26 protein-coding genes are annotated in these 26,386 nt (G+C 36.1%); 4 read left to right on the forward strand and 22 right to left on the reverse strand.

The window, feature by feature from the left end; genetic code table 11:
- Positions 1-50 precede the first annotated feature (50 nt).
- From atpH to porW, 8 genes are all read right to left on the reverse strand, one after another.
- Positions 51-587 carry an ATP synthase F1 subunit delta gene (gene atpH / locus AEQSU_RS05810; RefSeq protein WP_014781928.1) on the reverse strand — a complete coding sequence of 179 codons (537 nt, stop codon included), beginning with the start codon at positions 585-587 and terminating at the stop codon, positions 51-53.
- Between the two features lie 6 nt (positions 588-593).
- A complete protein-coding gene (locus AEQSU_RS05815) occupies positions 594-1,094 on the reverse strand; it encodes a F0F1 ATP synthase subunit B (protein ID WP_014781929.1) in 501 nt (166 codons plus the stop codon).
- Between the two features lie 107 nt (positions 1,095-1,201).
- Entirely contained in the window at positions 1,202-1,393 is a 192-nt protein-coding gene (gene atpE / locus AEQSU_RS05820; RefSeq protein WP_014781930.1) for an ATP synthase F0 subunit C, read from the reverse strand.
- Between the two features lie 73 nt (positions 1,394-1,466).
- Positions 1,467-2,633: a F0F1 ATP synthase subunit A gene (gene atpB, locus AEQSU_RS05825; protein WP_042491683.1), complete on the reverse strand. Its 1,167-nt coding sequence runs from the start codon at positions 2,631-2,633 to the stop codon at positions 1,467-1,469.
- 101 nt (positions 2,634-2,734) lie between these two features.
- A complete protein-coding gene (locus AEQSU_RS05830; protein ID WP_042491685.1) occupies positions 2,735-3,124 on the reverse strand; it encodes a DUF6168 family protein in 390 nt (129 codons plus the stop codon).
- A gap of 10 nt (positions 3,125-3,134) precedes the next feature.
- Positions 3,135-3,353: an AtpZ/AtpI family protein gene (locus AEQSU_RS05835; RefSeq protein ID WP_014781933.1), complete on the reverse strand. Its 219-nt coding sequence runs from the start codon at positions 3,351-3,353 to the stop codon at positions 3,135-3,137.
- Positions 3,354-3,363: 10 nt separating this feature from the next.
- The gene (locus AEQSU_RS05840; RefSeq protein ID WP_014781934.1) at positions 3,364-3,840 is read right to left on the reverse strand and encodes a bactofilin family protein; all 477 of its coding nucleotides are present in this window, start codon (positions 3,838-3,840) and stop codon (positions 3,364-3,366) included.
- 29 nt (positions 3,841-3,869) lie between these two features.
- Complete coding sequence (gene porW / locus AEQSU_RS05845) at positions 3,870-6,413, reverse strand: type IX secretion system periplasmic lipoprotein PorW/SprE (RefSeq protein ID WP_014781935.1); 2,544 nt, start codon at positions 6,411-6,413, stop codon at positions 3,870-3,872.
- A gap of 192 nt (positions 6,414-6,605) precedes the next feature.
- On the opposite strand from porW, the gene AEQSU_RS05850 reads away from it, so the two are divergent.
- Positions 6,606-7,646, forward strand: coding sequence for a ferredoxin--NADP reductase (locus AEQSU_RS05850; protein ID WP_014781936.1), 1,041 nt, complete (start codon positions 6,606-6,608; stop codon positions 7,644-7,646).
- Between the two features lie 117 nt (positions 7,647-7,763).
- Here the strand turns inward: AEQSU_RS05850 and AEQSU_RS05855 are convergent, their stop codons facing one another.
- The 6 genes from AEQSU_RS05855 to AEQSU_RS05880 form a co-directional block, all read right to left on the reverse strand.
- Complete coding sequence (locus tag AEQSU_RS05855) at positions 7,764-7,943, reverse strand: hypothetical protein (RefSeq protein ID WP_014781937.1); 180 nt, start codon at positions 7,941-7,943, stop codon at positions 7,764-7,766.
- Between the two features lie 476 nt (positions 7,944-8,419).
- A complete protein-coding gene (locus tag AEQSU_RS05860; RefSeq protein ID WP_042491687.1) occupies positions 8,420-9,454 on the reverse strand; it encodes a glycosyltransferase family 9 protein in 1,035 nt (344 codons plus the stop codon).
- Positions 9,455-9,503: 49 nt separating this feature from the next.
- Positions 9,504-10,112 carry a DUF4254 domain-containing protein gene (locus tag AEQSU_RS05865; RefSeq protein WP_014781939.1) on the reverse strand — a complete coding sequence of 203 codons (609 nt, stop codon included), beginning with the start codon at positions 10,110-10,112 and terminating at the stop codon, positions 9,504-9,506.
- A gap of 3 nt (positions 10,113-10,115) precedes the next feature.
- Positions 10,116-11,114, reverse strand: coding sequence for a DNA adenine methylase (locus AEQSU_RS05870; RefSeq protein WP_014781940.1), 999 nt, complete (start codon positions 11,112-11,114; stop codon positions 10,116-10,118).
- Positions 11,111-11,755, reverse strand: coding sequence for a hypothetical protein (locus AEQSU_RS05875; protein ID WP_042491688.1), 645 nt, complete (start codon positions 11,753-11,755; stop codon positions 11,111-11,113). Before AEQSU_RS05875 ends, AEQSU_RS05870 begins: the two co-directional genes overlap by 4 nt.
- Positions 11,752-12,705: a DUF6427 family protein gene (locus tag AEQSU_RS05880; RefSeq protein WP_014781942.1), complete on the reverse strand. Its 954-nt coding sequence runs from the start codon at positions 12,703-12,705 to the stop codon at positions 11,752-11,754. The genes AEQSU_RS05875 and AEQSU_RS05880 overlap by 4 nt, the downstream gene beginning before the upstream one ends.
- 41 nt (positions 12,706-12,746) lie before the next feature.
- Here AEQSU_RS05880 and AEQSU_RS05885 point away from each other — a divergent pair, with 41 nt between their 5' ends.
- Complete coding sequence (locus AEQSU_RS05885) at positions 12,747-12,974, forward strand: DUF6341 family protein (RefSeq protein ID WP_014781943.1); 228 nt, start codon at positions 12,747-12,749, stop codon at positions 12,972-12,974.
- Between the two features lie 72 nt (positions 12,975-13,046).
- Here the strand turns inward: AEQSU_RS05885 and purD are convergent, their stop codons facing one another.
- Complete coding sequence (gene purD, locus AEQSU_RS05890) at positions 13,047-14,318, reverse strand: phosphoribosylamine--glycine ligase (protein ID WP_014781944.1); 1,272 nt, start codon at positions 14,316-14,318, stop codon at positions 13,047-13,049.
- Between the two features lie 121 nt (positions 14,319-14,439).
- Here purD and AEQSU_RS05895 point away from each other — a divergent pair, with 121 nt between their 5' ends.
- Both AEQSU_RS05895 and AEQSU_RS05900 read left to right on the forward strand, forming a co-directional pair.
- Positions 14,440-15,750 (forward strand): phenylacetate--CoA ligase family protein, encoded by a 1,311-nt coding sequence (locus tag AEQSU_RS05895; protein ID WP_014781945.1) that lies wholly within the window; start codon positions 14,440-14,442, stop codon positions 15,748-15,750.
- A 12-nt stretch (positions 15,751-15,762) separates the two neighbouring features.
- Positions 15,763-16,926: a glycosyltransferase family 4 protein gene (locus AEQSU_RS05900; protein WP_014781946.1), complete on the forward strand. Its 1,164-nt coding sequence runs from the start codon at positions 15,763-15,765 to the stop codon at positions 16,924-16,926.
- Here AEQSU_RS05900 and AEQSU_RS05905 read toward each other — a convergent pair.
- The 7 genes from AEQSU_RS05905 to AEQSU_RS05935 all read right to left on the reverse strand — a co-directional run bounded on the left by AEQSU_RS05905 (position 16,923) and on the right by AEQSU_RS05935 (position 26,253).
- Positions 16,923-18,275 (reverse strand): undecaprenyl-phosphate glucose phosphotransferase, encoded by a 1,353-nt coding sequence (locus AEQSU_RS05905; protein ID WP_014781947.1) that lies wholly within the window; start codon positions 18,273-18,275, stop codon positions 16,923-16,925. The two genes, AEQSU_RS05900 and AEQSU_RS05905, sit on opposite strands and share 4 nt — an antisense overlap.
- Before the next feature lie 7 nt (positions 18,276-18,282).
- Complete coding sequence (locus AEQSU_RS05910) at positions 18,283-19,269, reverse strand: UDP-glucuronic acid decarboxylase family protein (RefSeq protein WP_014781948.1); 987 nt, start codon at positions 19,267-19,269, stop codon at positions 18,283-18,285.
- A complete protein-coding gene (locus tag AEQSU_RS05915; protein ID WP_014781949.1) occupies positions 19,266-20,579 on the reverse strand; it encodes a UDP-glucose dehydrogenase family protein in 1,314 nt (437 codons plus the stop codon). Before AEQSU_RS05915 ends, AEQSU_RS05910 begins: the two co-directional genes overlap by 4 nt.
- A gap of 83 nt (positions 20,580-20,662) precedes the next feature.
- Positions 20,663-21,892 (reverse strand): O-antigen ligase family protein, encoded by a 1,230-nt coding sequence (locus tag AEQSU_RS05920; protein WP_014781950.1) that lies wholly within the window; start codon positions 21,890-21,892, stop codon positions 20,663-20,665.
- 214 nt (positions 21,893-22,106) lie between these two features.
- A complete protein-coding gene (locus tag AEQSU_RS05925) occupies positions 22,107-22,847 on the reverse strand; it encodes a WecB/TagA/CpsF family glycosyltransferase (RefSeq protein ID WP_014781951.1) in 741 nt (246 codons plus the stop codon).
- Positions 22,837-24,075, reverse strand: coding sequence for a glycoside hydrolase family protein (locus tag AEQSU_RS05930; RefSeq protein ID WP_014781952.1), 1,239 nt, complete (start codon positions 24,073-24,075; stop codon positions 22,837-22,839). Before AEQSU_RS05930 ends, AEQSU_RS05925 begins: the two co-directional genes overlap by 11 nt.
- A 36-nt stretch (positions 24,076-24,111) precedes the next feature.
- On the reverse strand, positions 24,112-26,253 hold the full coding sequence (locus AEQSU_RS05935; protein ID WP_014781953.1) for a bi-domain-containing oxidoreductase: 2,142 nt from the start codon (positions 26,251-26,253) through the stop codon (positions 24,112-24,114).
- Positions 26,254-26,386: the final 133 nt, after the last annotated feature.

A 26,386-nucleotide genomic window follows, 5' to 3' on the forward strand; every position in this document is an offset into this window, starting at 1 on the left:
TACTATAATTGACTTTTTACTTTTGCAAGCGATAAATCGCGAGCATACTGTTATATTGATTTACTGAATTCTCTTTTTAAATTTCCAAATTGGTTTGCGATGCTCGCATTGTATTGAATATCGCCAACACGAAGAATAAATCCTCCTATGATTGCTGGATCAACTTCGTTTTTAAGTGTTACTTTCTCGCTTCCAGTAAGTTCTTTTACTTTGGCCATTACTTTATTCTCCAATTCATCGGAAAGAGGAACGGCAGTAATTACGGTTGCAACTTTTACACCTTGTGCGTCATTGTAAAGATCGATATAGCTTTTTGCTACATTACCTAACAATGAAGTACGTTTATTATCCACCAAAACTCTGATAAGTGAATGCGTAGTTTCTGATTGTCCGCTGAAAATTTTCAACAAAGCCTCTTTTTTATCATTGGCTTTAATTACTGGACTTTGAAGCACTGTTTGCAATTCGCGGCTGTCTTCAATGGTTTTGTAAACAGATTGCATATCGCCAAACAAAACAGCTTCTGTGTTGTTTTCGTTTGCTTTCTGCAAGACTGCTTTTGCGTATCGTATCGCTGCTCTGCTCATTGAAAATTAGTTTAGTTTGGCGTCGCCTAACATTTCGTTTACAAGCTTCATTTGCTTATCGCTATCAGAAAGTTCGTGTTTTACTACTTTTTCAGCAATTTCCAAAGAAAGACTTGCAACTTGTTGTTTCAATTCTGCAATGGCAGATTTCTTTTCACTTTCAATAGCAGCTTGTGCATTGGCAACCATTTTGTCGCCTTCTGCTTTAGCTTCTTCTTTAGCGTCTGCAATCATTTTGGTTTTAATCTCACGTGCTTCTTTCATCATTGACTCACGCTCTGCACGAGCTTCTTGCAATAATTTTTCGTTGTCTGCCTGAAGGTTTTGCATTTCCAATTTTGCTTTTTCAGCAGAATCCAATGCAGTTTTTATTCCTTGCTCACGCTCATTAACAGCGTTTAAGATTGGTTTCCAAGCAAATTTTCTTAACAAAATAAGCAACAAAACAAATATTACTATTTGCCAGAAGAAAAGTCCGAATGAAAAGTCGTTAATTAATTTTTCCATATCAATGGTCGCCTTGGCGGATATTTATTTAATTTAACTTTATGCTCAATTTTAATTATAACAAACAGCTGTAACCAACCGTCACAGCCGTTTGTTAGCTTTTTTGATTACCCAGCGAAAATCGCTGCGAAACCAATACCTTCAATAAGCGCCGCTGCAATAAGCATTGCTGTTTGAATTTTTCCGTAAGCTTCTGGCTGACGTGCGATAGCTTCCATAGCTTTCCCACCAATCATACCGATACCAATACCGGCACCGATTACTGCTAAACCTGCTCCTACAATAGTTGGAATTTCCATAATATATATTTATTAAAAATTAAACACTCTTTTTTAAAAACCTCTATCCTATGATTGAGGAGACAACTGTCTTTTATAAATGTTGGATTTCGCCTTCGTGTGCTTCGTGCTCTGCGTGCGTTTCGCTTGCAAAACCGAAATAAAGAGCGGCCAACATTGTGAAAATATATGCTTGTAGCAATGCTACCAATAATTCAATAAGTGAAATTGCAAAAGTAAGTCCGAAGGATAATGGTCCACCAATCCAACTTTTGAAAATAAATATCAACCCAATCAAGCTCATCATTACCACGTGGCCCGCTGTCATGTTTGCGTACAAACGTATAAGCAGTGCGAAAGGCTTAATGAACAATCCTAAAATTTCAATAGGAACTAGGATAATGTAAATAATTATTTTTCCAGCCCAAGGCATTCCATCGCCAAGTGGGTCAAAAATGTGTCTCCAGTAATCTTTTGTTCCTGTGAAAGTGGTAATCAAGAAAACAATGATTGCCAAAGCAGTTGTAACCGCTATGTTCCCTGTAACGTTTACACCTAGTGGCGTAAGGCCAAACATATTTAAAAACCATATAAAGAAGAACACGGTTAAAAGGAACGGCATGTATTTTTTGTATTTGTGCTCGCCAATGTTTCCGATAGCAATATCATCACGAATGTAAAGTACAATTGGCTCAAAGAAACGCCCAACACCTTTTGGAAGGCTTCCGTTTTTCGCGTAGCTTTTTGCAAGACCACCGAACAACCATATTAACATCAAACCAACCACAAGCATCATAATAACACTTTTGGTGATTGAAAAATCAAGAAGGATTTTTTCGTTTGTAGGATGATCGCCGTGTTCGGCATCATAATTTATCGTGCCATCAGCATTCGTTTTGTATATTTTGCTGTGGTATAGCTTGTAGAAGTTTCCGTTAGATTCAACAACGCTTTCACCGTGGTGAAATTCTGAAGACATAAACGTGTGTAGGCCCTTATCCCAAAAAATTACAGGAAGTGGGAAACCATAATGGTGCGTTTCGCCAGTAACCTCATCTGTAGATCCGAAAAGATTAAAATCATGCGAATCCAGCAAGTGATGGTTGATAAATTCTTTTATTTCTTCTTTCTTCGTTTTATCGCCCTTTTCACCAGGAGCAATTTCTTTAACTTCCATCGCATGTTCATCTTGAGCAATAGCTGAAAACGAAACGATAAACAATAAAACTGAAAGTAATCTAATCAATGTTTTTCTTTGCATCTCTGAACAAATAACGGTGTCCTTAAAATCGGTGCAAAAATACATTTCTTTCTGAGAAAGAAAAAACTATTTTTTGAGTTTTTTTCTTTGGAAGAAATCTGTTAATAATCCTGATTATTAAGCTGTTTTGAAAGAAATGCAACTTCCAGAATCAAACAACAGGCGTAGGGAACAAAAAAAGCAGCAAACTCTGTAGATGACATCGTTCCGTCTTGCTGATAAAAAGGATAGAAAACCATAAAGAAAACCAAGAATTTAAGTCCGCTGCCCGCTAGAAATATAAAACCAGTCTGTGATGATTTTTTGTTAAATCTTGATTGTATGAAGATTAAAATGGCAGCAGCCATTGCAAAATTCAACAAATAAGACAGGACGATTCTATCAGAAAAAATCGGAATTTCTTTGTTTTGAAGAATATATAGGTGTGCAATAAAAAAAACAGATATCACCAATAAAAGAACCATCAAAAATTTGAAAGTAGTTTTTTTCATCAAAAAAAATTCAAGAATTTAATTTATTGGTCTGCTTAATCACCAAGAAAAGTGAAGCGCCAACCCCAACAAGCGTACAAATAATAAGAAAGGTTTTGCCGCCGTCAGAATATTTTCCGTCTAGCCATTGGCCCAGTTTCACAAAAAGATAGATGATAACGCCCATCTGTATTCCAATACCGGAAAGGATGGCCCAACGTCTTATTCCATTATCTTTTTTATCGGCCATTGTGAAGGGATTAATCGTCTAAATCTGAATCTACAGTTGTTCTCTTGATGCGCTGTTGGCGATCAAAAGGATGTGCTTTGGTGTTTTCCGAAGTAGGTTGATGTGGTGTGGAGTTACTTTTGGGCTTTCCATCTTGCATTACACAAGAAGCGTTCATAACGGCTCCAGGCTCTACTGATAATTTACCCACCGTCACATCGCCTTCTATTACGGCAGTAGAACGTAAAGTAAGCGTTCCCGAAACTTGAAGATTACCTTCAAATCTACCTTCAATATCTGCGTTTTCACAACTTAGTGTGCCTACAATAACTCCTGTTTTTCCTAAAACCACTTTGGAAGGTGTTTTTACATTGCCTTCTATAGTTCCATCTATTCTAAAAAAACCTGTAGATGAAACATCGCCCTTTAGTTTTGTGCCTTCATTGATTCTGTTTTGAGCAGAACCAGGTTCCGCAGCAATTCTTTTTTCTTTTTTGTCTGAAAACATAGGGAGTTGGTTTTAGGGTTAGTTTTCCGTTATTTAGTTGAAGTCTCTTTCAAATAATCATTAAGGTTCTTATGAATTTGAATGATTTTATAATTCGGGGTTGAAATTTCAAAAAACGGACGTTTAATTTTGAATTCTTTGTTCTCTTTTAAAACTTCGCCAAAATTGTTTGCACCTAGTTTAGTATTCCAACCGTGCACAATCACTAAACGAGTTTGTGGATCGTAATAATCATTAGAGGTTACCATATTTATGTAATGGTAATCTTTAATTGCTTTTTCCAGTTGCGTCATTAGTTTTTGTGCAGCTTCACCTTCTTCATTGCTGAATTTGTAAACTAACTTCCAACTCTTAGAATCCTCTTTAGGAACAAATTCTTTAAACTCTAGCGTAGGAAGTACATTGCTGTAAATCTGCTGCGCTTGCTTGCCTTCGTCAGTACTTGGATAATTGAGCGAAACAAAATTTAAAGCCTTTTTATAAGCCTCAAAACCTTGCTGGCGACCAATTGCGGTAGCCTTCAGCAATTCAAACTTTGGAATAATATCGTTGCCGTTATACACAACCATATAATCGTCTGCTTTTTGGATTACGTCTGCATATTTTCCAGCTTCAAATTCTTTGTATAACTGATTGTACTTGAATTCTGGGCTAGATTCGTCTGTTGGCAATTGTGAATTTGGATTTCGAAGAATTTCCGCATATCGCGTATCGCCATGGTTGGTCAAAATATCATTTCTGTATTTATCTGCTACGGAAGAGTTTTCCATAGCTTCATAAATCTTTACCAAATTATATTTTGCGGGAACAACCAAACGCTGCTCTGGATTGTAGGTCAGCAATTTTTCAAGCCTGTTTATGGCAAGATCGTTTTCCTTAAATTTTTCCTTGTAAATCAATCCTAATTGGTAGTAAGCGAAGTTTCTATCTTTAGCCAAACTGTCTATCGATTTTTCATCCGTAGGAATTCTGACAATGTATGTTTGGGGTTTGTAAAGTTCGTTTTCGGCTATTGGTTTTACAACGGCAACTTCATCATCATTATCAATCAAGGAAGTTTGCTTGCTAGAAAGTCTCCAGTTGTCCTCCAACTTTCGGTCTCCCCAAATTTTTCTAAACTCTCCTTTTCCGTAAGCCACTGTGGAAGTATTGTAAAAATAGAATGTGCTACCGCCTTTGTTTGGTCCAGAAACAACTTTGCCTTTTTCATAAAACTCTTTATTGGCAATTTTTTGCTCAATTTTGATGGCTTCCAAAGAATCTTTAACAGCTTGTTCCTTCAATTTTGTTGTATAATTCGTGAAAAAAGCAAGTTGTTCTGATTCACTCATTTTCGTGAGTTTCAGGATACTATCGTTTGTGGCTGCAATTTCTTCGTATTTTATTACATCGTCAAGGTTTTCACGCTTCTTTGTAACGCGGCGCCATTGGCGGGTCTTCTCTTGAAGATATGTTAATGTACTATCGTAATAGGCTCCTACATTTTTGTATTCAGCATTTTCAAAATTTATTTCTGCAAGGGTTTGATAATTTACAGATTGGAGCGTTTTGTCCTGTTTAAAGGCCTTGATAGATTTATTATAATATGCAACAGCAGTGTTTGTACTGTCGCTATTTCTATAATAATCGCCAAACTGATTGTAGATTTTATCTAAAAACGGACGATTTTCGCGATTCTTTTCGAGGTCTTGTAACAATACTAAGAATGCAGTGCGATCGCCTTTTTCGTAATCGAAATTTTTTCCTTTTTCCAAATAAGCATTTATCATATACGCTCTGGAAGTCTTGCGATTCATTTCAATAACCTCATCAAAAGCTATGTTGGCGCTGTCTTTTAGGTTTAAACGATTGTAAAGTTGACCTTTTATGAAAGTATATCTTCCTTTAAGTTCTTTGTCCTTTACATTTTCTGAAGCCAATTTTATGTATTTCAACGCAGGCACTAAAGAATCAAGATTGATAAACGCCTGAGCCATCATTGCTGCGCCATCAGCGGTTTCCACTTCAGTTAGTTCTGCAGTATCAAACATCTTTTTCAGACTTTCGATAGCGTATTCTTCGTTCTTTAAACGGATGTTAGTCTTAGCTTTCCAAACCTTGGCAACGTTAATGTTATTGCTAGTCGGGTAACGATCCAAGATAAAGTTGAAAGCATCCAAAGCTGGAATAAAACGACCGTCGTAATAACGCGCTTTTCCAAGTAACATATAGGCTTCATCAATCTGAGGATTGTATTCCTTACCATCAATGTACATGGAATGTTTCTGAATAGCCTTTGAAGCTTTTTCTTCAGCACGATTAAAGTCGGCGTTTTTAGAGGCGCCGGGAGCTTTTGTTTCTGCTTCTTCAATATTGATACGTTCAACGGGAAGTATTTCCCAGAAATTATCGTTAAAGCCATACGCCAATTGATTTTTACCATCGGTAAAAGCCATATCGCCGTTGTAAAGCGTATTAAATTCCGTAGTTACCGCATTAATATTGCGGTTCAAAAAGGTATTTTTTTTACGTGAACACGCTGCTAACAAAACAACAGCGAGAATAAATAATGTAATTTTATATGTGCCCTTCAAAATGCTTTCAGTTTATATGATATTGTAACTTAAAAGGTTCAATTTTAGTATGTAGAATCACTAAAGAGCGGTAAAAATACATTTCTTTTTAATATCTGCTAACTGAAACAGCCAAAAAATACGATACTTTAAAGTGTTTCAAGCTTTGTTTCCTTGAATTCCTTTGTACTTTTGCACAAAAATTTCAAGATTATGAGCGAATTTCATGCGCTTACCGTTTCCGAAGTAAAAAAAGAAAGCCCGAATTCTGTTTCCATTAGCTTCCAAGTTCCAGAAAATCTAAAAGGCGACTTTGCTTTCCAGGCTGGCCAATACATTACTATAAAACATAATAGCGACGGAAAAGAACTTCGTCGCGCTTATTCTATATGTTCTTCTCCAAAAAGTGGCATTCTAAAAGTTGCCGTAAAAAAAGTAGAAAAAGGAGCATTTTCAGAATACGCAAATAAAGATTTGAAAGCTGGAGATACGCTTCAAGTAATGCCTCCAACTGGAAAATTTGTTTTGGAGCCAAACATAAATAATTACGCTGCTTTTGCGGCTGGTAGCGGAATAACACCAGTTCTGTCATTGATAAAATCTACTTTAGAAGAAATGCCGCAAAGTACATTTCTATTGGTTTATGGCAATAAGAATGTTGAAGAAACGATGTTTTACAACGAAATTTTGGAACTTCAAAAACAGTTTCCAAATCGTTTTGCTGCAGAATTTGTTTTCAGTAGAAAAGAAGAAGAGAATGCAAAATTTGGTAGAATTGACCGTTCCATCGTGAACTTTTTTCTGAAAAATAAATATATCGAAACCACGTATGATGCCTTCTATCTTTGTGGTCCCGAAGAAATGATTGATGAAGTTTCTGCAACATTGAAGAATAACGGCATTAACACAAAACAAATACACCACGAACTATTTTCTACCGCTGAAAAAGGACTTTTGGTTGAAAAACACGATGGTTTTACAAGTGTGACAGTATTTCTAGATGACGAAGAGGAAGTTTTCGAAATGCCACAGACCAAAAGTATTTTAGAAGCAGCTTTAGATGAAGGTTTAGATCCGCCATATTCTTGTCAAGGTGGAATTTGCAGTACGTGTATTGCCCGCCTAAAAGAAGGTAAAGCCGAAATGCGCAAAAACCAAATCCTCACCGAAGCTGAAATTGCGGATGGATTGATACTTACTTGTCAAGCGCATCCCACAACGGCGAAGGTTGTTGTGGATTATGATGATGTTTAGCTTCGGCTCCGCTCAGCCACCGAGATTATTAATTTTAATCATCAAAACAGTCCCTAAAAAGTCATTGCAAAGCACGAAGCAATCTAGCCTATGAGGTCTTGACTTTTATACTACTTTCTATTTTTTGTCTTTTTGTTCTGTATGATTTTGATTTCCATTAATCATTTCATCTTTGTCATACATCGCATTAGACATTCCAAGCATAAAAGCCGTAATAATTAAAATAAGTTTTCGTTTTATCCAATAGCTGAAATATTTGAATTTCTCCCAATGGGTCTTCTTCTTTTGTTTATACATTTTAATAATGATAAATGATTGCACATTCGTTTTATCATTTATGCCGCGAAAGCATATTTACATAGAAAAACCGATGTTTTTCTATGCTATGTATAAACTTGAATAATAGTTGCTGGAGATACTGATTTTGTTCAAAAAAACTTGTTGAGCTTTTATTTTATTTATCGTCTGATAAAGCTCAATTTGTAGTTTTAGAATAATTTTAATTTGATGACCATAAGCAATTTGAAGATAGCGATAGGTTAATCTTGCAGCGGACAGTGCTTTCTTAGAAATGGTCTTTCTAGAATAAATATATAACTCTGAACCTTCATAATTTAGTTCTTTCCGAGTATTAACGCGTGAAACTTGATAATAGCTTGAAGTATTTATTTGAGAATATACAGAACATTCGTTAACCGTCAGACCGAAAATCAGAAGGAGGGAAATGAGATGTTTTATATATGTTATCTTTTTTTTGAAAAGAGGAAGCTCAATTAAGTTAGTACAGCCATTATTTTTGAAACAACCGCTTCAGGAGCAATAGTTTTCATCGCTTCATCATAAACACTCGGAAACTTATTTCCATAAATCGAAGTAGGAATTAACGGATATTCATTTCGATCTGAAACTAATTGATTGGTTTCTGGCTGTTTAAAAGGTACAAAACCAGCAAATGGATGCGTTACTCCCCAAAGTGTAAGGACCGGAACGCCGTACATTGCCGCCAAGTGACCATTACCGCTGTCCATTGAAAGCATTAAATCCAGATTTGAGATTAAGGCGAGTTCTTCTTCAAAAGTGAGTTTTCCGGCAACATTGGTAACGTTTGCGAATGGATTTTCAAGTTTTTTGAGTTGCTCGATTTCTTTCTTCCCACCGCCAAAAAGGAAGATTCTGTATTTGTCAGATTCATCCAATTCACGGATTACTTCGGCCATTAAGCTTAAAGGATACATTTTGCTCTGATAGGCTGCAAAAGGAGCGATGCCTATTATTTTTTTATATTCAACTCCTAAAAGTCCGTTGAGTTTTGGAGATAATCTTTTCTTTGGGGGAGCAATATGTTTCTCCAAATCAATCGGAAAACCCAGCTTTTCAAAAACATCTGCATAGCGCTGATGTGTTGTTTTTAATTGTGAAATATTTTTTCCTTTTGCTGAAATCAATGCCTTTTTTTCTGCTCTTCCTTTATCAATTGTAGCAGTTTTCAGGCCTTTAAACTTCAAATATTTCGTGATTATTTTTGAACGAATTACGTTGTGAAGATCTGCAACGGCGTCAATACCGAGTTCCTTAGCTTCCTTTGCCAGTTTTATTAATCCGAAACGTTTGTGCTCTCCATAAACATCGGCTTCTAAAAAATCGAGGTTTGGAATTCCTTCAAAAAAAGGTTTAAAAAAAGGTCTAGAAAGTACTGTGATTTTTACTTCGGGATAGGTTTGCGCCAAAACGCAAAGTACTGGAACGGTCATAGCTACATCGCCCATTGCGGAGAGGCGGATTACTAATATGTGTTTTGGTTTGGCCATTTTGAAATCCAAACCTGTCAGGTCTTTAAAACCTGACAGGTTTTCTTAATTACTTTTTTCCGCGTAAAACAGGATTCAGCTCATCATCATTGTACATTTTCATCTGCTTATAGACTTTCATATACTTGCTTCCGTTGGCAATATCTTCCAATAGTTGGTTTATTGCGGTACTTAAATCCACACGCTGTTCTAAAAGCACATTCAATTTTGCTTTGCAAGCTATTAAATGTTCTTGGGAAGCGTCTGTGCGAGTTGCTTCTTCGTTCATATGATATACTTTCAAGGCTAAAATAGAAAGACGGTCAATTCCCCAAGCTGGGCTTTCGGTGTTGATTGTGGCATCATCTTTCACTGCAACGTTATTGTATTTTTCTAGAAAATAACTATCAATATATTCCACCATATCAGTTCGATCTTGGTTGGAAGCATCTATCTGGCGTTTCAACTTTAACGCTCCCACTGGGTCAATATTCGGATCGCGAATAATGTCTTCATAATGCCACTGAACTGTATCAATCCAGCATTTTCTGTATAATAAATGCTCAATTAGATGACTGTCGTTGTCATACGGATTATTAAAAGGTTGATCCACGGTGTTCGTTTCGTGGTACTTATTTATAACTTCTGCGAAGATTTTGTTGGCTTTGTCGCTAAACATAATTTATCGTTTTTCTAAAATGTGTAAATATTCAAAGGTTTCTGAGGCTTTGTGGTTTCGGTTTTCGGTTTTGTCTGCTTTAAAACGTTGATATTTCTTGGTTTTTAAGCTGTATTTCCCGAAGCGTTCCATAACCTTTTGCACATCCTTCTGGCTCATTAATCCTTCGTTGTTATAACTAAGAAAAATGTATTTGAATTGTGCATTTTCAATCAATTCCTCAAAACTTTTTAGGACTTCTCCAGTTCTACACCAATCGCTTTTGTAGTAATCGCGCAGCCCCGTTTTTCCTTTAGGTACAAAGGTATCATATTTTGCCATAGTATTTAGTAAATGATAGTTTGCGCCGTACTGACGTGCATTGTATGGCGGATCTAAATAAAGAATATCGCCTTCAATTTTATTTATAAGTGCGTTGCTGTCGTACTGAAAAACTTGATGTGAATTTTCTGTTTGCTGAAAAATTGCAGGTTTCACTATTAATTTTTTTGCTGCGGAAGCTTTTATGTGTTTTAAGTACGCCCCATAAACCGAAGCGGTATTCGCAAACTTATCGGCACTTTCTAGCAAAGAAGCGAGCAAGAAAAAATATTGATCTTCCGTAATTTTCGAAGTATTTTTCCACTCTTCAATTTGAATACGAACCGCATCAATCTTCTGTCCGTTTTCTGAAGTGAAATAGTTTCTCTCTGCATTTCCACATTCGGAATAATTTTGAAAAATGAAACCTTTTTTACCTTTTAAAGCATTCAGTTCATCTATAAAATCTTCATAATCGAAAGCAGTGTGATTGCCGATGTAGTTTCGGTTTAATACATAGCTGTAATATTCTACATCGTTTGAAATTACTTGTTTAACGTGGGTTTTAAAATTTCGGCCAACGATTCCAGTACCTGCAAAAAGATCGCAAAACACTTTGCTGGAAAGATTATTTCCGCAGATTTCCGTAACTGTTTCAAAAATGAAACTGGAGAGTTTATGTTTGCTGCCTATGTAATTCATTTAGAAACCCAGATAATATCGCTCAATGTTGTTTGTTCGTCAGCAAAAGTAAAGGAATGTAGTTGCTCCTTTCTGAAACTGGCAACATATTTTTGAATAGCTTCTTTTAACAATGAAATCTCGGCTTTAAGCTTCCAATGTTCGCCGTTTTTAGCGTAAACAACTATAAATAAACGATTTTTAAAATGATGTCTTTTTTGAGTACTTTGGTTTTTGTAGAGCCATTCAATTAGTTCTGGTTTGTGACTGTGAGCATATTCATATGTATTTTGAAATTGCTTCGGAAAGATAGATGTTTTATGGTCAAAAGGAATTCCGAAGAGATAAAAATCCTTTTCAGAATCCGTTGTTTCTACTACGGGTTCAACACCTTCTATCGCAGTGAAAATCTGTTCTACAGCTTGGGAGCTCCAAAAGTTAAACCATCTATTGGCCGCATAATTGAATAACTCTCGTTTATCAAGTTTATGATCTAGTATTGCCTGCTTCATTTTTAAAACTAGTTCCTCCCAATTCCAAGTTTTATAAATAAAATTGGTGTAACCATCCCAAAGATCATTTTGTTTTTGGCCCCAATTATAATCATAAGGGAGTCTTTTTTTAAGTTCTACTTCAATATTTTCTATTTTAAAATTGCTCATAGAAACAGAAATACAAATGGCAAAATCACAACCATCCAAAGCATAATTTCTTTAAACCAAAACTCGGTAATATCTTTTTCTACGTAGCGATCCGTTCCGAAGTTTTCAATATAATTGGCGGCGATTATAGAGACTGGCGCCAAGATGAAAAGTATTTCGGCACCCGTTTTTTCAGGACCCAATATAGCCACAAGCAAGCTGGTAATGCTAACATAAAGTAACAAAAAGTAGTTAGATTTTTCCTTTAAAGAAACTGAGGAGAACCTTAAAACTCGGTACATTGACGTCCAAATATAAAATCCAAGAATTACAGTAACAGGCACTAAAATAGCAGCAGAGTTGTATTTCGAAAAATCTAAACTTATAGGTTTTTTCCAATCGAAAAACCACGCAAAGGAATCATATACAAAAAATTGATAAGCTGTATTAATTATCAAAACAGCCATAAAGCCTGTGATAGGGATTATCATCTGTTTATAATTGGAATTCGGTTTTTGGATTATGGCTATCCAAAGCGGTATAAAAAACAACAAACTCCAAAAATAAAAAAGGGAAGCAAGTGTAATCCAGAGGCTGGCATCCAGAATTTTTTTGGATGAATTGGTATCGCTCCGCAAACTCATGATTCTCCGCAGCGCAAGAATGAGAAAAGCATTGGCTAAAAGTATTTTATGCTGAAGGAAAATAACGGGTAACATTACCATAAAACACGTGAAAAAAAGGATGGCGTAGGTGTTTGTTTTTGTTAAATGGTTTTTGCGAATTATAAAATCTAAAAGCAACATAATCAACACACTGATCAATATAAAAGCAGCGTTATTAAGTAACAAATATGGAGAATCAACGATATTATAAACTGAAATAGCTCCCAGTAAATAACCCACAACAATAAAAACGCCAAGAATTAAATAGTTTAAAGGAATGGATTTTCCAAAAAAGCTTGTTAGCATATGAGGTATTTTTATATTTTTGCTGTCTAAAGATTAAAGATATGACTTGGAAAGGTTTTTGGGAAGCAATCGCTTCTATTTTTGAAAATGTTCTTTTTATTCCTTACGATGCACTTCGTAAATTGGAACTATCAACTTGGTGGGGCGCAAACGCTGTTTCTATAGTGCTTTTTTTAATTGGAGCTGTTGCATTTATTTACTGGATGCTTCAATTGAAAAAATTCAATGAAAGTACTGAGAGCACTTATACTTTCGACGAAAGACCTTAAGATGGAATTGCCCCAGACATAAAGGGAGCATTCCTATTTTCATAACGCCTTCTCCCCTTTAGGAGTTGGGGGTCAAAGATCAAATCCAATATCACTACGATACTTCATCCTGTCAAAAGATAGTTTTTCTATATTTTGATAGGATTTTTTTAGTGCCTTATGGAAATCGGTATCTAGGGAAGTTACTGCCAAAACACGGCCTCCGTTGGTTAGAGTTTTACCGTTTTCAGATTTTGTCCCAGCGTGAAAAACGATGGAATCTTCTACATTTTCCAATCCTGAAATTTCCTTCCCTTTCTCGTAATCTTCTGGATAACCACCAGAAACGAGCATCACGGTTGCGGCGCTTCTTTCGTCTATTTCAATTTTAATGTCATTCAGCTTTTTATGAAAAGTGGCTTCAAATAAATCTATCAAATCGTTTTTTATACGTGGAAGCACCACTTCAGTCTCTGGATCGCCCATACGCACGTTGTATTCTATCACGTAAGGTTCATTATTCACTTTTATTAAACCGATGAAAACAAAACCTTTGTAATCTATGTTTTCTTCAGAAAGTCCGTTAACTGTTGGTTTTACAATGCGTTCTTCAATTTTTTTCATCAAAACTTCATCTGCAAAAAGAACTGGAGAAATGGCGCCCATTCCACCAGTATTTAAGCCTGTGTCACCTTCGCCAATGCGTTTATAGTCTTTTGCGGTGGGAAGAATTTTATAGTTTTTACCATCAGTAAGCACAAAAACGCTGAGTTCTATTCCATCCAAAAACTCTTCAATAACAACTTTGGAACTTGCCTCACCAAACTTGTTATGTGCAAGCATATTTTCTAATTCCTGTTTGGCTTCCTCTAAATCTTTCAAAATCAAAACGCCTTTTCCAGCGGCCAATCCGTCAGCTTTCAAAACATAGGGTGGATTCAATTTTTCCAAAAATAATTTTCCAGCTTCTAGTGATTCTGCAGTGAAAGCCTCATAAGCAGCTGTAGGAATATTGTGCTGCATCATAAACTCCTTTGCGCGCTGTTTGCTGCCTTCTAATAATGCTCCGCGTTTTGAAGGGCCAATTAGCATTACATTTTTTAATTCAGCTGTTTCGGCAAAATAATCGGCTATTCCTTGAACCAATGGATCTTCTGGACCAACCACGACCATTTCAATATCATTTTCAACAACACAATTTTTTACAGCTTCAAAATCCGTTGGTTTTATATTTATATTTGTGGCAATAGCAGCCGTTCCAGCATTTCCGGGTGCTACAAACAGTTTTTCGCAACGTTTGCTCTGCGAAAATTTGTATGCAAAAGTATGTTCGCGACCGCCGGAGCCAAGGATGAGAATATTCATAATTGAATTGTTTTGTTTCGGTGTCAAAAATAATTGTTTGTACCTTGAACCGCTAATTTATTTGAAGTGAATTTTTCTTCAATGAAAAATCCTTTCGCTTTAAAATTTTTAAAAAACGCTTTTGAAAACCTTCAATATTTCACTTTTTCTGAAACGTTTCCCTATTAAAAGGGCTAAGCAGGAATTGCTGAAAATTTCTGAAATAAAAGAAGCAGATTACGAAGGATTTTTGAAATCGAAAAAAGCTGAAATTGTCAACTTTCATTTAAAGAATAACACTTTTTACCAAAGTAAAGTGAAAGCTGGTTTTTCGGATTGGGAATCACTTCCTATTCTGAAAAAGAAAGACTTTCAAATACCACTGAAGGAAAGACTTTCAGAAGGATTTTCAGAAAAAAAAGTATATGTAAATAAAACTTCGGGCTCTAGTGGTAATCCTTTCCGATTTGCAAAAAATAAATTCAGCCACGCCATGACTTGGGCATACCATATGGAACGGTTTGGTTGGCATGGCATAGATTTCAATAGCTCTTTTCAAGCTCGTTATTATGGTATTCCGTTGGATTTTGTTCAAAATAAAACAGTAAAATTGAAAGATTTTCTAGCCAATCGGCATCGGTTTTCTATACTTGATCTTTCAGAAAAAGCATTGGGAGAAATGCTGGAAGTTTACAAGAAAAAACCATTTGATTATATAAACGGTTATACCAGCAGTATCGTGCTTTTTGCGAAATATTTGAAAAAGAAAAATATCGTTTTAAAAGATTTTTGTCCGTCGCTGAAGGTTTGCATTGTTACTTCTGAAATGCTTTTTGATGAAGATAAAAACTTATTGGAAAAACAATTTGGCGTTCCCGTGGTTAATGAATACGGTTGCTCTGAAGCCGGTGTGATTGCGTTTACAAATTCTGAGGATGAATGGGAAGTAGATTCTAAAACACTTTTCGTGGAAATTTTAGATGAAAACGATAAACCGCTTCCTTTTGGCCAAGAAGGACGAATTGTTATAACCTCATTGCACAACAAAGCGCATCCATTTATCCGTTATGAAATTGGCGATTATGGAGCTTTGCATGAAAAGAGCACTTTTAAAAAACCAATTCTTAAAAAACTTGTAGGCAGAACCAATGATTTTGCAATACTTCCTAGCGGAAAAAAAGCTGCGGGAATGACTTTTTACGTCATTACAAAAAATATAATGGAAGAAAGCGGAAACCTAAAAGAGTTTAAAGTGATTCAAACAAAGATGGATACTTTTGAAATAGATTATGTAAGTGATGAAATTTTAAAAGCCGAAAAAATAAAGACTATAACCGCGACACTTGAGCAGTTTTTAGAGCCAGGCCTTACATTTCATTTTAACAGAAAGCAACAACTGGACAGAACCGAAATCGGAAAATTGAAACAGTTCATTTCCAACATTAAACAATAATTTCTTTAAAAATTGTCAAAAGAAATCCTTTTAATAACAAACTATTTTCCTCCAGAAAAAGGTGCTGCGGCAAACCGTATGCAAAGTGTTGCTGAAGGTTTGGGAAAAGCTGGCTACGCTGTAAAAGTGGTTTGTCCATTACCCAATTATCCCAACGGAAAAATTTTTGAAGGTTACAGCGGAAAACTATCTGTCAAAGAAAATTCCTCCTTCGGAAAAATAGCTCGATTATGGGTTTGGCCAAGCAATTCTACCAACAAATTGGTGCGCTTGCTATCGATGATTTCTTTTTCGTTTAGTTTAGTGTTATTTTTTCTATTCAGTAAAACTCCAAAAAAGGTATTTATTCAATATTCTCCCGTTTTTGTTGGCTACACAGCGGTTTGTTTGGGGCGATTATTTTCAAAAAAAATAATTCTAAATGTTTCGGACTTATGGCCACTGGCAGGATTAGAAATGGGTATTTTGAAAAAAGGTTGGTATTATTCCATATTGCTGAAAATGGAACGTTTTTGCTATAGAAATGCTGATTTAATAGTTGGGCAATCTGAAGAAATTCTTCAGCATATTTCAAATTTTGAAACTGCAAAATCTTCCTTTTTATACCGAAATATTCCAGATTTCTCAATCCCTGAAATTGCGTCTAAGAATTCTTCAACAGAAATAAAGATTGTTTACGCCGGATTGTTGGGAATGGCACAAGGACTATTTCAACTTTGCAATCAGCTTTCATTTCCTGAAAATGTATCTCTTCATATTTATGGAGCTGGGCCAGAAGATGAAAAAATAAAAGATTTACAGAAGCAAAATGTCTTTTTTCACGGCGAATTGGATAGAAATTCACTTCATAAAAAACTTCAAGAATACGATATCGCTTTTATTCCTTTAGTAAAAAGAATTTACGGATCCGTTCCTTCAAAAATATTTGAATATACACGCTTGGGATTGCCAGTACTTTATTTTGCTGGTGGTGAAGGTGGAGAAATCGTTGAAAAAGAATCTTTGGGATGGGTTATTGAAGTAAATAATTTTGAAGCCTTGCAGCATTTTATCAACACAGTCTCAATATCAGAACTGAAACGTTTTCCTAAAGAAGTTATTCAGAAAAAATCAGTTGAAAGCTTTAGTTTTAATAAACAGTTTGAAGCTTTTCTTACAGCAATTGAAACGATTTAATATGCTTTTTCTTCTCCGCGAAGGGCATTAAAGATAGTTTGGAAAACAATCTTGATGTCGAGAAATAAACTCCAGTTTTCAAGATAGAATATGTCATATTTAACCCTATTTATAATATGGTTATCATCTTCCACTTCGCCTCGGTACCCACTCACTTGCGCTAAGCCAGTAATGCCTGGTTTTATAAAATGACGCACCATAAACTTATCTATTCTTTCAGCATACATCTCAGTGTGGCTTACCATATGTGGTCTTGGGCCAACAACGGACATTTCCCCCTTTAATACATTAATAAACTGAGGAAGTTCATCTATACTAGTTTTTCGAATTATTTTTCCAACTCTTGTAACACGAGCATCGCCTTTTGATATTTGATGAAGATGCGCCATGGGGTTCGGTTTCATAGACCGAAATTTATAGCAAAAAAACTCTTGGTAATCCAGACCGTTTCGCTTTTGCTTAAAGAAGACTGGACCTTTAGATTCAAGTTTTATCAAAATTCCTATTAAAGGGGTTAGCCAGGACAAAACTCCAATTATCACCATCAGTGAAAGAACAATGTCAAAACTGCGTTTTAAGAATTTATTGAAAGGTTCATCCATCGGTATCTTTCGCATGGAAAGAATAGGTAAAACTCCATAATAGGTGAAATCCAGTTTTTTGCTGAAAATTTCTTTATTGTCTGGCAGAAATTTTAAAATCTTGAGATTGTTATCTACAAAATCAATAAGTTTTAGAATGTCTTTATTGCCAATTTCAGCTACCGAAGCATAAATTTCATCTATCTTTTCGTGTAAGATATAATCCATACATTCTTCAATAGAAACTTTGTTCGGACCCTTTAGGTCGAAAGTTTTAGAGAGTTGGTAACCGTAAACGGGATTGGTGGTGAAAAATTTCCGAAGTTGGTCTGTCTTTTGGTTGAGGCCTATTATTACTACCTTTCTAACGTTTCCACCTAAATGAAGACGGTATTTTTTCAGTAAATAATAAATACCGAATTTCACAACGGCAATGCAAAGCATAACCATTAAAATATAATTGAATATTGTTGATGCAGAAGTTTCTAAATGGTTGTAAAAACCAAAAAACGAAAAGACAATCAAAACGAAAACTACTCCTTGCTTGCCTAGGAGCGACATAATTTTGGCAAGATGTGTAAAGCGATATATTTCGTAAAATCCTGATCGCAATGAAAGCAGCAACCAAGCGATGGTTAGATAAATTACATAGTTGAAATATGGAAAAGGTTCTCCAAAAAATTCAAAAGCAAAGAAATAGACGAAAAAGAGATCTATTCCATAAGAAATAGGCCGCAACAATCCTGAATATCTTCCGCTTTTAAACATCTATCCTTTATCTGTTGTGTTTTGAAAAATCCTTATGTTCGCTTTTAAAAAGTTCTTCTTTTGAAAGATTTTTAAAATATTCGAACGTTTTTTTCATTCCTTCTTCACGGGAAATTTTAGGTTCCCAATTCAATATTTTTCGCGCTTTTGAAATATCTGGCTCACGTTGCATCGGATCGTCCTGTGGTAAGGGTTTGAAGACAATTTTTTGCTCCGTTTCTGTCAGCTTTATTATTTCCTTCGCAAAATCTAAAATCGTTATTTCTTCTGGATTACCAATATTTACGGGTAATGGATAGTCACTTAATAATAAGCGATACAACCCTTCCACCTCATCGTCAACATAACAGAACGAGCGTGTTTGCATTCCATCTCCAAAAACTGTTAAGTCTTCACCACGAAGTGATTGACCAATAAATGCTGGAATTACACGACCGTCATTAAGTCGCATTCGTGGACCATAGGTATTGAAAATACGGGCAATACGTGTTTCCAAACCGTGAAACCTATGATAAGCCATCGTGATAGATTCCTGAAAGCGTTTTGCTTCGTCATAAACGCCGCGAGGACCGATGGTATTCACGTTTCCGAAATATTCCTCCGTTTGTGGATGTACCAACGGATCTCCATAAACTTCAGAAGTAGAAGCTATTAAAATACGAGCATTTTTTTCCTTTGCCAATCCCAAAAGATTGTGCGTTCCTAAAGACCCTACTTTTAAGGTTTGGATGGGTATTTTTAAATAATCTATCGGGCTTGCTGGAGAAGCGAAATGAAGAATGTAATCAACCTTTCCAGGAACGTGTACAAACTTGGTAATGTCGTGATGATAAAATTCAAAAGCTTCCAGCTTAAAGAGATGTTCAATGTTCTTAAGATCGCCTGTTATAAGGTTATCCATCGCAATAACGTGGAAATCTTCGGCAATAAATTTATCACAAAGATGCGAACCCAAAAAGCCGGCGGCACCTGTAATCAGTACTCGTTTCTTCATAAGTTTACTGCTTTTCTTCCTATGGAAACATAGGTAAACCCTTCTGTTTCCATATCTTGGATATTGTATAGATTTCTTCCGTCAAAAACCACGGGATTCTTTATTAGTTGCTTCAATTTATCATAATCCGGCGTTCGGAAAATGCTCCATTCTGTGCAAATTAATAACGCATCAGCTCCTTCCAGCGCAGCGTACATTGATTCTGAATAATTCAATTTATCGCCGAAAGTCTTTTCAATATTCGGCATTGCTTCAGGGTCAAAAACTTGAAGTTTTGCGCCTTTCTTAAGCAAAGCGTTCATCATATCTATAGATGGTGCTTCGCGAATATCATCTGTTTCGGGTTTAAAAGCCAGTCCCCATACGGCGATTGTTTTTCCGTTTAAATTATTGTTAAAATAAGATTCAATTCTAGGCAGCAAAATCGTTTTTTGAGCAGCATTGATTTCGATAACAGAATTCAATATTTTGAAATCGTAATTTTCGTCCTTTCCTGCTTTTTGCAGTGCTTTGACGTCCTTTGGAAAACAAGAACCTCCGTAACCAATTCCGGGGAAAAGGAAACGCTTGCCAATACGACTATCAGTGCCCATTCCCGCGCGAACCATATCTACATCGGCACCAACTTTTTCGCAGTAGTTGGCTATTTCGTTCATAAAAGTAATCTTGGTTGCCAGAAATGAATTTGCCGCATACTTTGTAAGCTCGGCAGACTTTTCGTCCATTATGATTATTGGGTTGCCGGAGCGCACAAATGGACCGTAAAGTTTTTTCATCATTGCTGTAGCTCTTTCACTGCTGGAGCCAACCACAATGCGTTCCGGCTTCATAAAATCATCAACGGCGAAACCTTCTCTTAAAAATTCTGGGTTGGAAACTACATCAAATTCACAAGAAGCGTTTTTAGCAATCACGTTGTAAACTTTTTCTGAAGTGCCAACAGGAACCGTGCTTTTGTCAACGATTACTTTATATTTTTTTATTTTTTTTCCTATTTCTTCGGAAACATTCAAAACATAAGAAAGGTCTGCTGAACCATCTTCATCTTCAGGAGTTGGGAGTGCTAGAAAAATGATTTCACCGTGCTCCAATCCTTCGTCTAATGAAGTAGTAAATTTTAAACGATTCGCTTTAATATTTCTATCAAAAAGAACATCCAAATGTGGTTCATAGATTGGCACTTGGCCATTGCGCATTTTTTCAACCTTTGCTTTATCTATGTCAACGCAGATTACCTCGTTGCCTGTTTCGGCCAAACAAGTTCCTGTTACAAGGCCAACATAGCCAGTTCCTATTACTGAAATTTTCATTTAATTCTTTCTTTTCCTTATCATAACATTAAAAAGGTTTCCCTTTTTTCATCAATGCGCAAAAGTACAATTTGCAATTCTTATTATATATCTTTTATACGGTTGTTTTCACTGTTTTGGGCGCTTGTAATCAGTACAATCAAAATGAAACCTATGTAATATGCACCAATTTGTCTATGAAATACATTTTCAACTAAACAGTACATCACCAAAATGGCAAGCATCGCTGTTGGAAAAAACTGCTTTTTGACCGTGAAAAAACTCACCACTATAAAAAGTAGGAACAGTAAGAGCCCAATAAATCCAGCACTTAGATAGAAATCTAAAAATTGGCTATGGGTGTTGTAGCGTTCTGTAACAAATTCTTCGCTTTTTTTAGGATCTTCTATTTTGGTTTCATAACAAGAAACTAGCTTGTTCTTGGTTTCGGTAAAACCAATTCCTGTGAGGTTAAAACCTTCATCATTGATAATATCTGTGGCGCATTTCCAAACTACGGCTCTGAGTTCATAAGTCATAGAATTTTGAATGAAAGCTGGCGGGGCGTTTTGATTGGCTACTTCAGCTTTATAAAGTTGACTTCCTTTTTCGTTTTTCAGAATGAGAAATAATCCCACAACAGCTGTTAATGCTACAAATGCAATGATAAGTTTCCAAATTTTTCGCTGGCCATAAAATTGATGGATTAACACTAATACAAACAAGGAAATCACTGCAATTTTTGAAGCTATCAAAACGATAAAAACGAAATTGATGAATATATTCGCCAAATAATAGTTGTTGTTGGGATGATATTTTTTCTGAATTGCCTGAAAAGAAATTAGGATACTAAAAGTGCTAAGAAGCCCTAAATAAAGCCTATCAACCAAAAGTGATTCCACAACCTGTGGCGAATCGCCCAAAGCAAAACTGCCCGTAGCATCTGTAATTAAAACAAAATTATAGATTGAAAACAGTATAGCTGCTAAAGCTGAAAAAATAATGGCGCTGTTAATTTTCTTTACATCTGCAACAGGAATATAAAGAATGGCCAAACCCACTGCAATCATTACTTTGTTGATAAATTTATAATCTTCCTCCAGCCTTCCTGCTAGGAAAGAATCGATAAAAAGATATGCAAAGAGAGCCAGAAATATGGCAATGGGGATAGATTTCAGTTTTTTAAAATCTTCTTTTTTAACTACAAATGGAAAGGCTACTACCAGTATTGCCAGCAATATATTTGGAGGAGCCCTAAAATATTCATCGAATGGAATGATGAGATAAAGCAGCAAAAAAGCATATGGATATATGGCGGAGAGCAGTATCCTCATTATAAATTTTGGTAATTTTTAAATTTTAGGGGAAGATAGAAAACTCTTGTGAGATATTAGAGGGTAGAGGGGAGTTATTAGTATTGAGTATTGAGTATTGAGTATTGAAAATAAGAAAGTTCAAGAAACAGATACAATTCTGAAAAATTTCTTGGACAAAAAACTTTGCGCGCTCCGCGCCTCTGCGGTAAATAAAGCGATTGAAAACGATGGACTATTTTGAGAATCGCTCTTTCATCACTAAAAAGATAAACTTTGAGTTGCCCACGAGGTAACGTTTCCACATTCGTTTTGGCTCTTGGGCAAAACGATAAAACCATTCCAAACCTGCATTTTGCATCCAGCTTGGGGCGCGTTTGGTTTTGCCTGCAACAACGTCAAAACTGCCACCAACGCCCATAATTAAATTTACGTTTTTAAGAATTTCCCGGTGACGGTACAAAAAGTTCTCTTTTATGGGCGAAGTTATTGCTACGAAAAGCATCTGAGTTCTACTATTTGCTATTTGATGCGCTATTTCTTCTTCTTCCGAAGGACTAAAGTAACCATTGCGATAACCGGCGATGATTTCTGGACTGTAAATTTCAGAATATTTTTCAACTACTGTTTTTACAACTTCTTCCTTTGCACCAAAAAGGAAAATCTTATACTTATTTTTATGTGCCAATTCCACTAAATTGGCCATAAAATCTATTCCGGCAACGCGTTCTTTCAAAGGTTTCCCTAAAAATTTTGAAGCCCAAACTACCGCTTGTCCGTCGGCGTTTATGATGTGTGATTCTTCCACACTTCGTCGCAATTCCAAATCTTTTTGCATTGACACAATTTTTCCGGCATTCACAACCACGTGGTGCAATTGTTCGCCAGTTTTTATTTTTTCTTCCACTAAAGCAAGGGTTTCCTGCATAGAAAGATTATCAATCGTGGTGTTTAATATGTGGATTCTATCGCTCATTGGTTTCTAAAAAATAATACGAAAAAGCATAAAACATCCAAGCCTGTGCCCAACGCATATACGGAATGTTGCTATTGAAATACTTGTTTTTCTGATATTGAAAAAACCCTTTGTCGGACTGCATATTGTTCACGGTCCAAGTCAAAACTTTATCTACTAACGCCTTGTTTTTCTGTAAAACTTCCAGTTTGCTCAAAGTTACAACCAATTGTGCAGGTGCGTGAATGTCTATCGGGAAAATAGAATTGTTGTAATATTTTGAAATTCCTTCTTCAGTGAAAAAAGTTTTTAAGTAATACTCCAGTCCTTTTTCAATATTTTTTGAGAAAGAAGTATCGCCTGAAACTTTTTGGTAGGTATAAATACATTCCAAGTTATAACCCGTATGAAAATTATCCACCCATTGATGATAAGGTAAGGTGCCATAAGCCCACGCGCCATTTTTCTGTTGAAAATCGGCTGCGTATTGAACTACTTTTTTGGCTTCGGTGAGTAAATTTTCTTCTTTTGTAAACTCGTATACCAAACTCAAAAGTTTTGCGCCTAGCAACGATGCATTAAAAACTTGTGTTTTATCTAATGGTGAATAGGAAAAGGAGAAATTCCCCTTGTCATCAAACGTTCTGTTTAAATCCTTCAAAACAAATTGCGTTGCGCTTTTAGCGGTTTCTAAATATGTTTCGTTTTTTGTGATTTTATAAGCTTCCAGCAAAGATTCAGTAATAAATGTAGTTGCAACCACCGTTGGCATTCCTTTGGGTTGAAAGAACGCCCGTGCTTGCCAATCAAAATTATAACCCCAACAGGCTCCGGAATAGCCTTCAGATTGCATTTTCAGTACTTGTTCGGAAAGCTGGTTTATTTTTTCGAGATATGCTGGCTGTGGATCGTTTTTATAAAGATTGCAATATCCAGTGATAAAAAGTCCTAGTCCTTTGGCGTTGTATCCTTTTTCTACGGAAGTAATTTTTCGCAGATTAATAGGACTTCTTTTGAAAACTTGAATCCATGCAAGCCTAAAGAAGCGCTTTTTTGAAATTACAGGAACAACATTGAAAACCTTGCTATTAAGGCCATCATACGGATCCCAACCTTTAAAGTTTTCCTTTTCGCAATAGGATTTCAGTTTTTGGAAACTGTTCTTAAAATCGGCCATTTGTTCCTCCGCAATTATTTTTGAAGTTGCAAAAGTAACCGAATATAATTGAAAAGACCTAACAGGTTTCAAAAACCTGTTAGATCTGGAATTGCTTGTAATTATATACTAAATATCCTGCGCCATTCCCGTAGCCAAAGAATCCAAAACTTTAAACGTAGTAAGCGTTGTAAGATAAATAGATTCAAAAGGGATTGGTGCTTCGGTGGTTTCTTTTAAAGATTTCAAAAAGGCTTCGACTTCCTGTTTGTGGCCTTTTCCATCCAATTTCAGTTTAATCAATTTGTTCCCTTTGTGAAGATCTCCTTTTCTGAAATCGTGTATTCTACCTACTTTTCCGCCACTGAAAACTTCAATTAGTTCCTTCGGAAGGGATTTGTCGCCATTTCCTAAGTATAAAAGATTACCTATGGAACCGTCGCTAAAGGAAACTGTTATTGAAATATTATCTTCTGAAGTAAGGTTTTGGTTATCAGTTTTTATTGAAGCTGCATAAACTTTCACTGGTTTTGCATCGGTGAAATATTGCATCAAATCTATAAAATGGCACATTTCGCCAATGATACGTCCGCCACCTATTTCTTTGTGTTGTGTCCAATGGTCCTTCGGAAGGAAACCAGCATTCACACGGATGTTTACCACTTTTGGTTCGCCGTTACCTACAAATTCAGACTTAATCTTTTCAGCGATGGGTGAAAATCTTCGGTTGAAACCAACCATTAATTTTCGGTTGCTTTCCAAATAAACCTTTTTAACTTCTTCTAATTCATCATAATTCATCGCCAAAGGCTTCTCAACGAAAACATTTTTTCCAGCTTTAAGTGCTTCCATTGTGTATGGAGCGTGGCTATTGTGAGGCGTTGCGATGAAAACGGTGTTAATTTGGTCATTGTCCAAAATATCCCGAGCTTCTGATGATGCTTTATTGAAACCAAATTTCGATGCTACATTTTTAGCGGTAATTCCTTTGGTGGTAACAACAGTATCCAGTGAAGCCCCTTCTTTCTTGGTATAAGGAATCAAGTAACTCTGCGCAAAACTTCCAGCGCCTATAAAACCAATATTTATGGTTGAAACTGCATTGGATTGAACAGATACCAAAGAGGTTTTTTTCGTTTTACTTTCAGGGTAGGCAAGTAAAATACCGATGTGTGGCTCTTCAACTTTTCCTAATACAATATCATATGCTTTTTCAGCTTCGGAAATATCGAAAGTATGGGTGATTAGATTATCGAGTTTTACCGTTCCTTGTGAAATGAGGTCTAAAAAAGTTTCCATATTTCGCTGCTCGGTATAGCGAACGTAGGCGAATGGGTAATCGTGGCCGTCTTCTTCGTATTTATTATCATATCTTCCTGGACCATAAGAGCAGGACATTTTTAGCTCCAGTTCTTTTCTGTAGAAATCTGGATCTCGTGGAATATCCATTTTTACGGCACCCACAACTATCACTTTTCCTTTTTTGCGGCTTATAACTGCGGAAAGTTCAATCGGGTCGTTACTTGGAGCTGCAGCGGTGATAATAACGCTGTCAAAACCGTGACCATCTGTGAAGTTATCGATAGCAGTATTTAGATTAGAATCATTACGAAGCATCGCTCCATCAGCGCCACTTGTAATAGCGAGATCAATCAAATTTTTTGAAAGATCTATACCAAAAACGCGACAACCGTTTGCTTTTAGTAATTGAACGGTAAGCTGACCTAAAAGTCCAAGGCCAATTACACAAACTTTATCGCCCAATCTAGGTTCTGCTTGGCGAACGCCTTGTAAAGCAATTGCGCCTAATGTTGTAAAACTGGCTTCTTCAAAAGAAACATTTTCAGGAATTTTAACCACTAAATTCTGCGGAATAGCAACCACCTCAGCATGCGAGGCGTAATCCTGACCCGCACAAGCAACGCGGTCTCCCGGTCTAAATTTGCTGTTGCTATCCATTGAAGCTGCAACAACACCAGAAGTACTGTAACCAAGTGCTTTTAAGGAATCAAGCTTGGTTTTTACCTTATCGATTGTGGCTTTTAAACCTTCCTTTTTTATATTCTGAAGAACTTGCGCCACAAGATCTGGGCGTTGTTTGGCTTTCCCGATGAGGCTGGCCTTACCAACTTTTACGGTTCCTCTTTCAGTTCCCGCACTTATCAAGGAAAATTTGTTTTCTACCAGCACCATATTCTCCGAAATGGAAGGGTTTGGCACTTCATCTACATATAATTCTCCAGTTTTAAAGTTTTGGATTACTTGCTTCATTATTGCGAATTTTGGTGCAAAAGTAAGGAATAACTATTACAAATGAAGTGCAACGTCTAAGTAGAAACCAGCAAAATGTTAAAAGAGTATTATTCTATTCTGCTTGGTTTTCAATTAACCACAATTTCAATAT

The organism is Aequorivita sublithincola DSM 14238 (genome assembly GCF_000265385.1).
Lineage (GTDB): Bacteria > Bacteroidota > Bacteroidia > Flavobacteriales > Flavobacteriaceae > Aequorivita > Aequorivita sublithincola.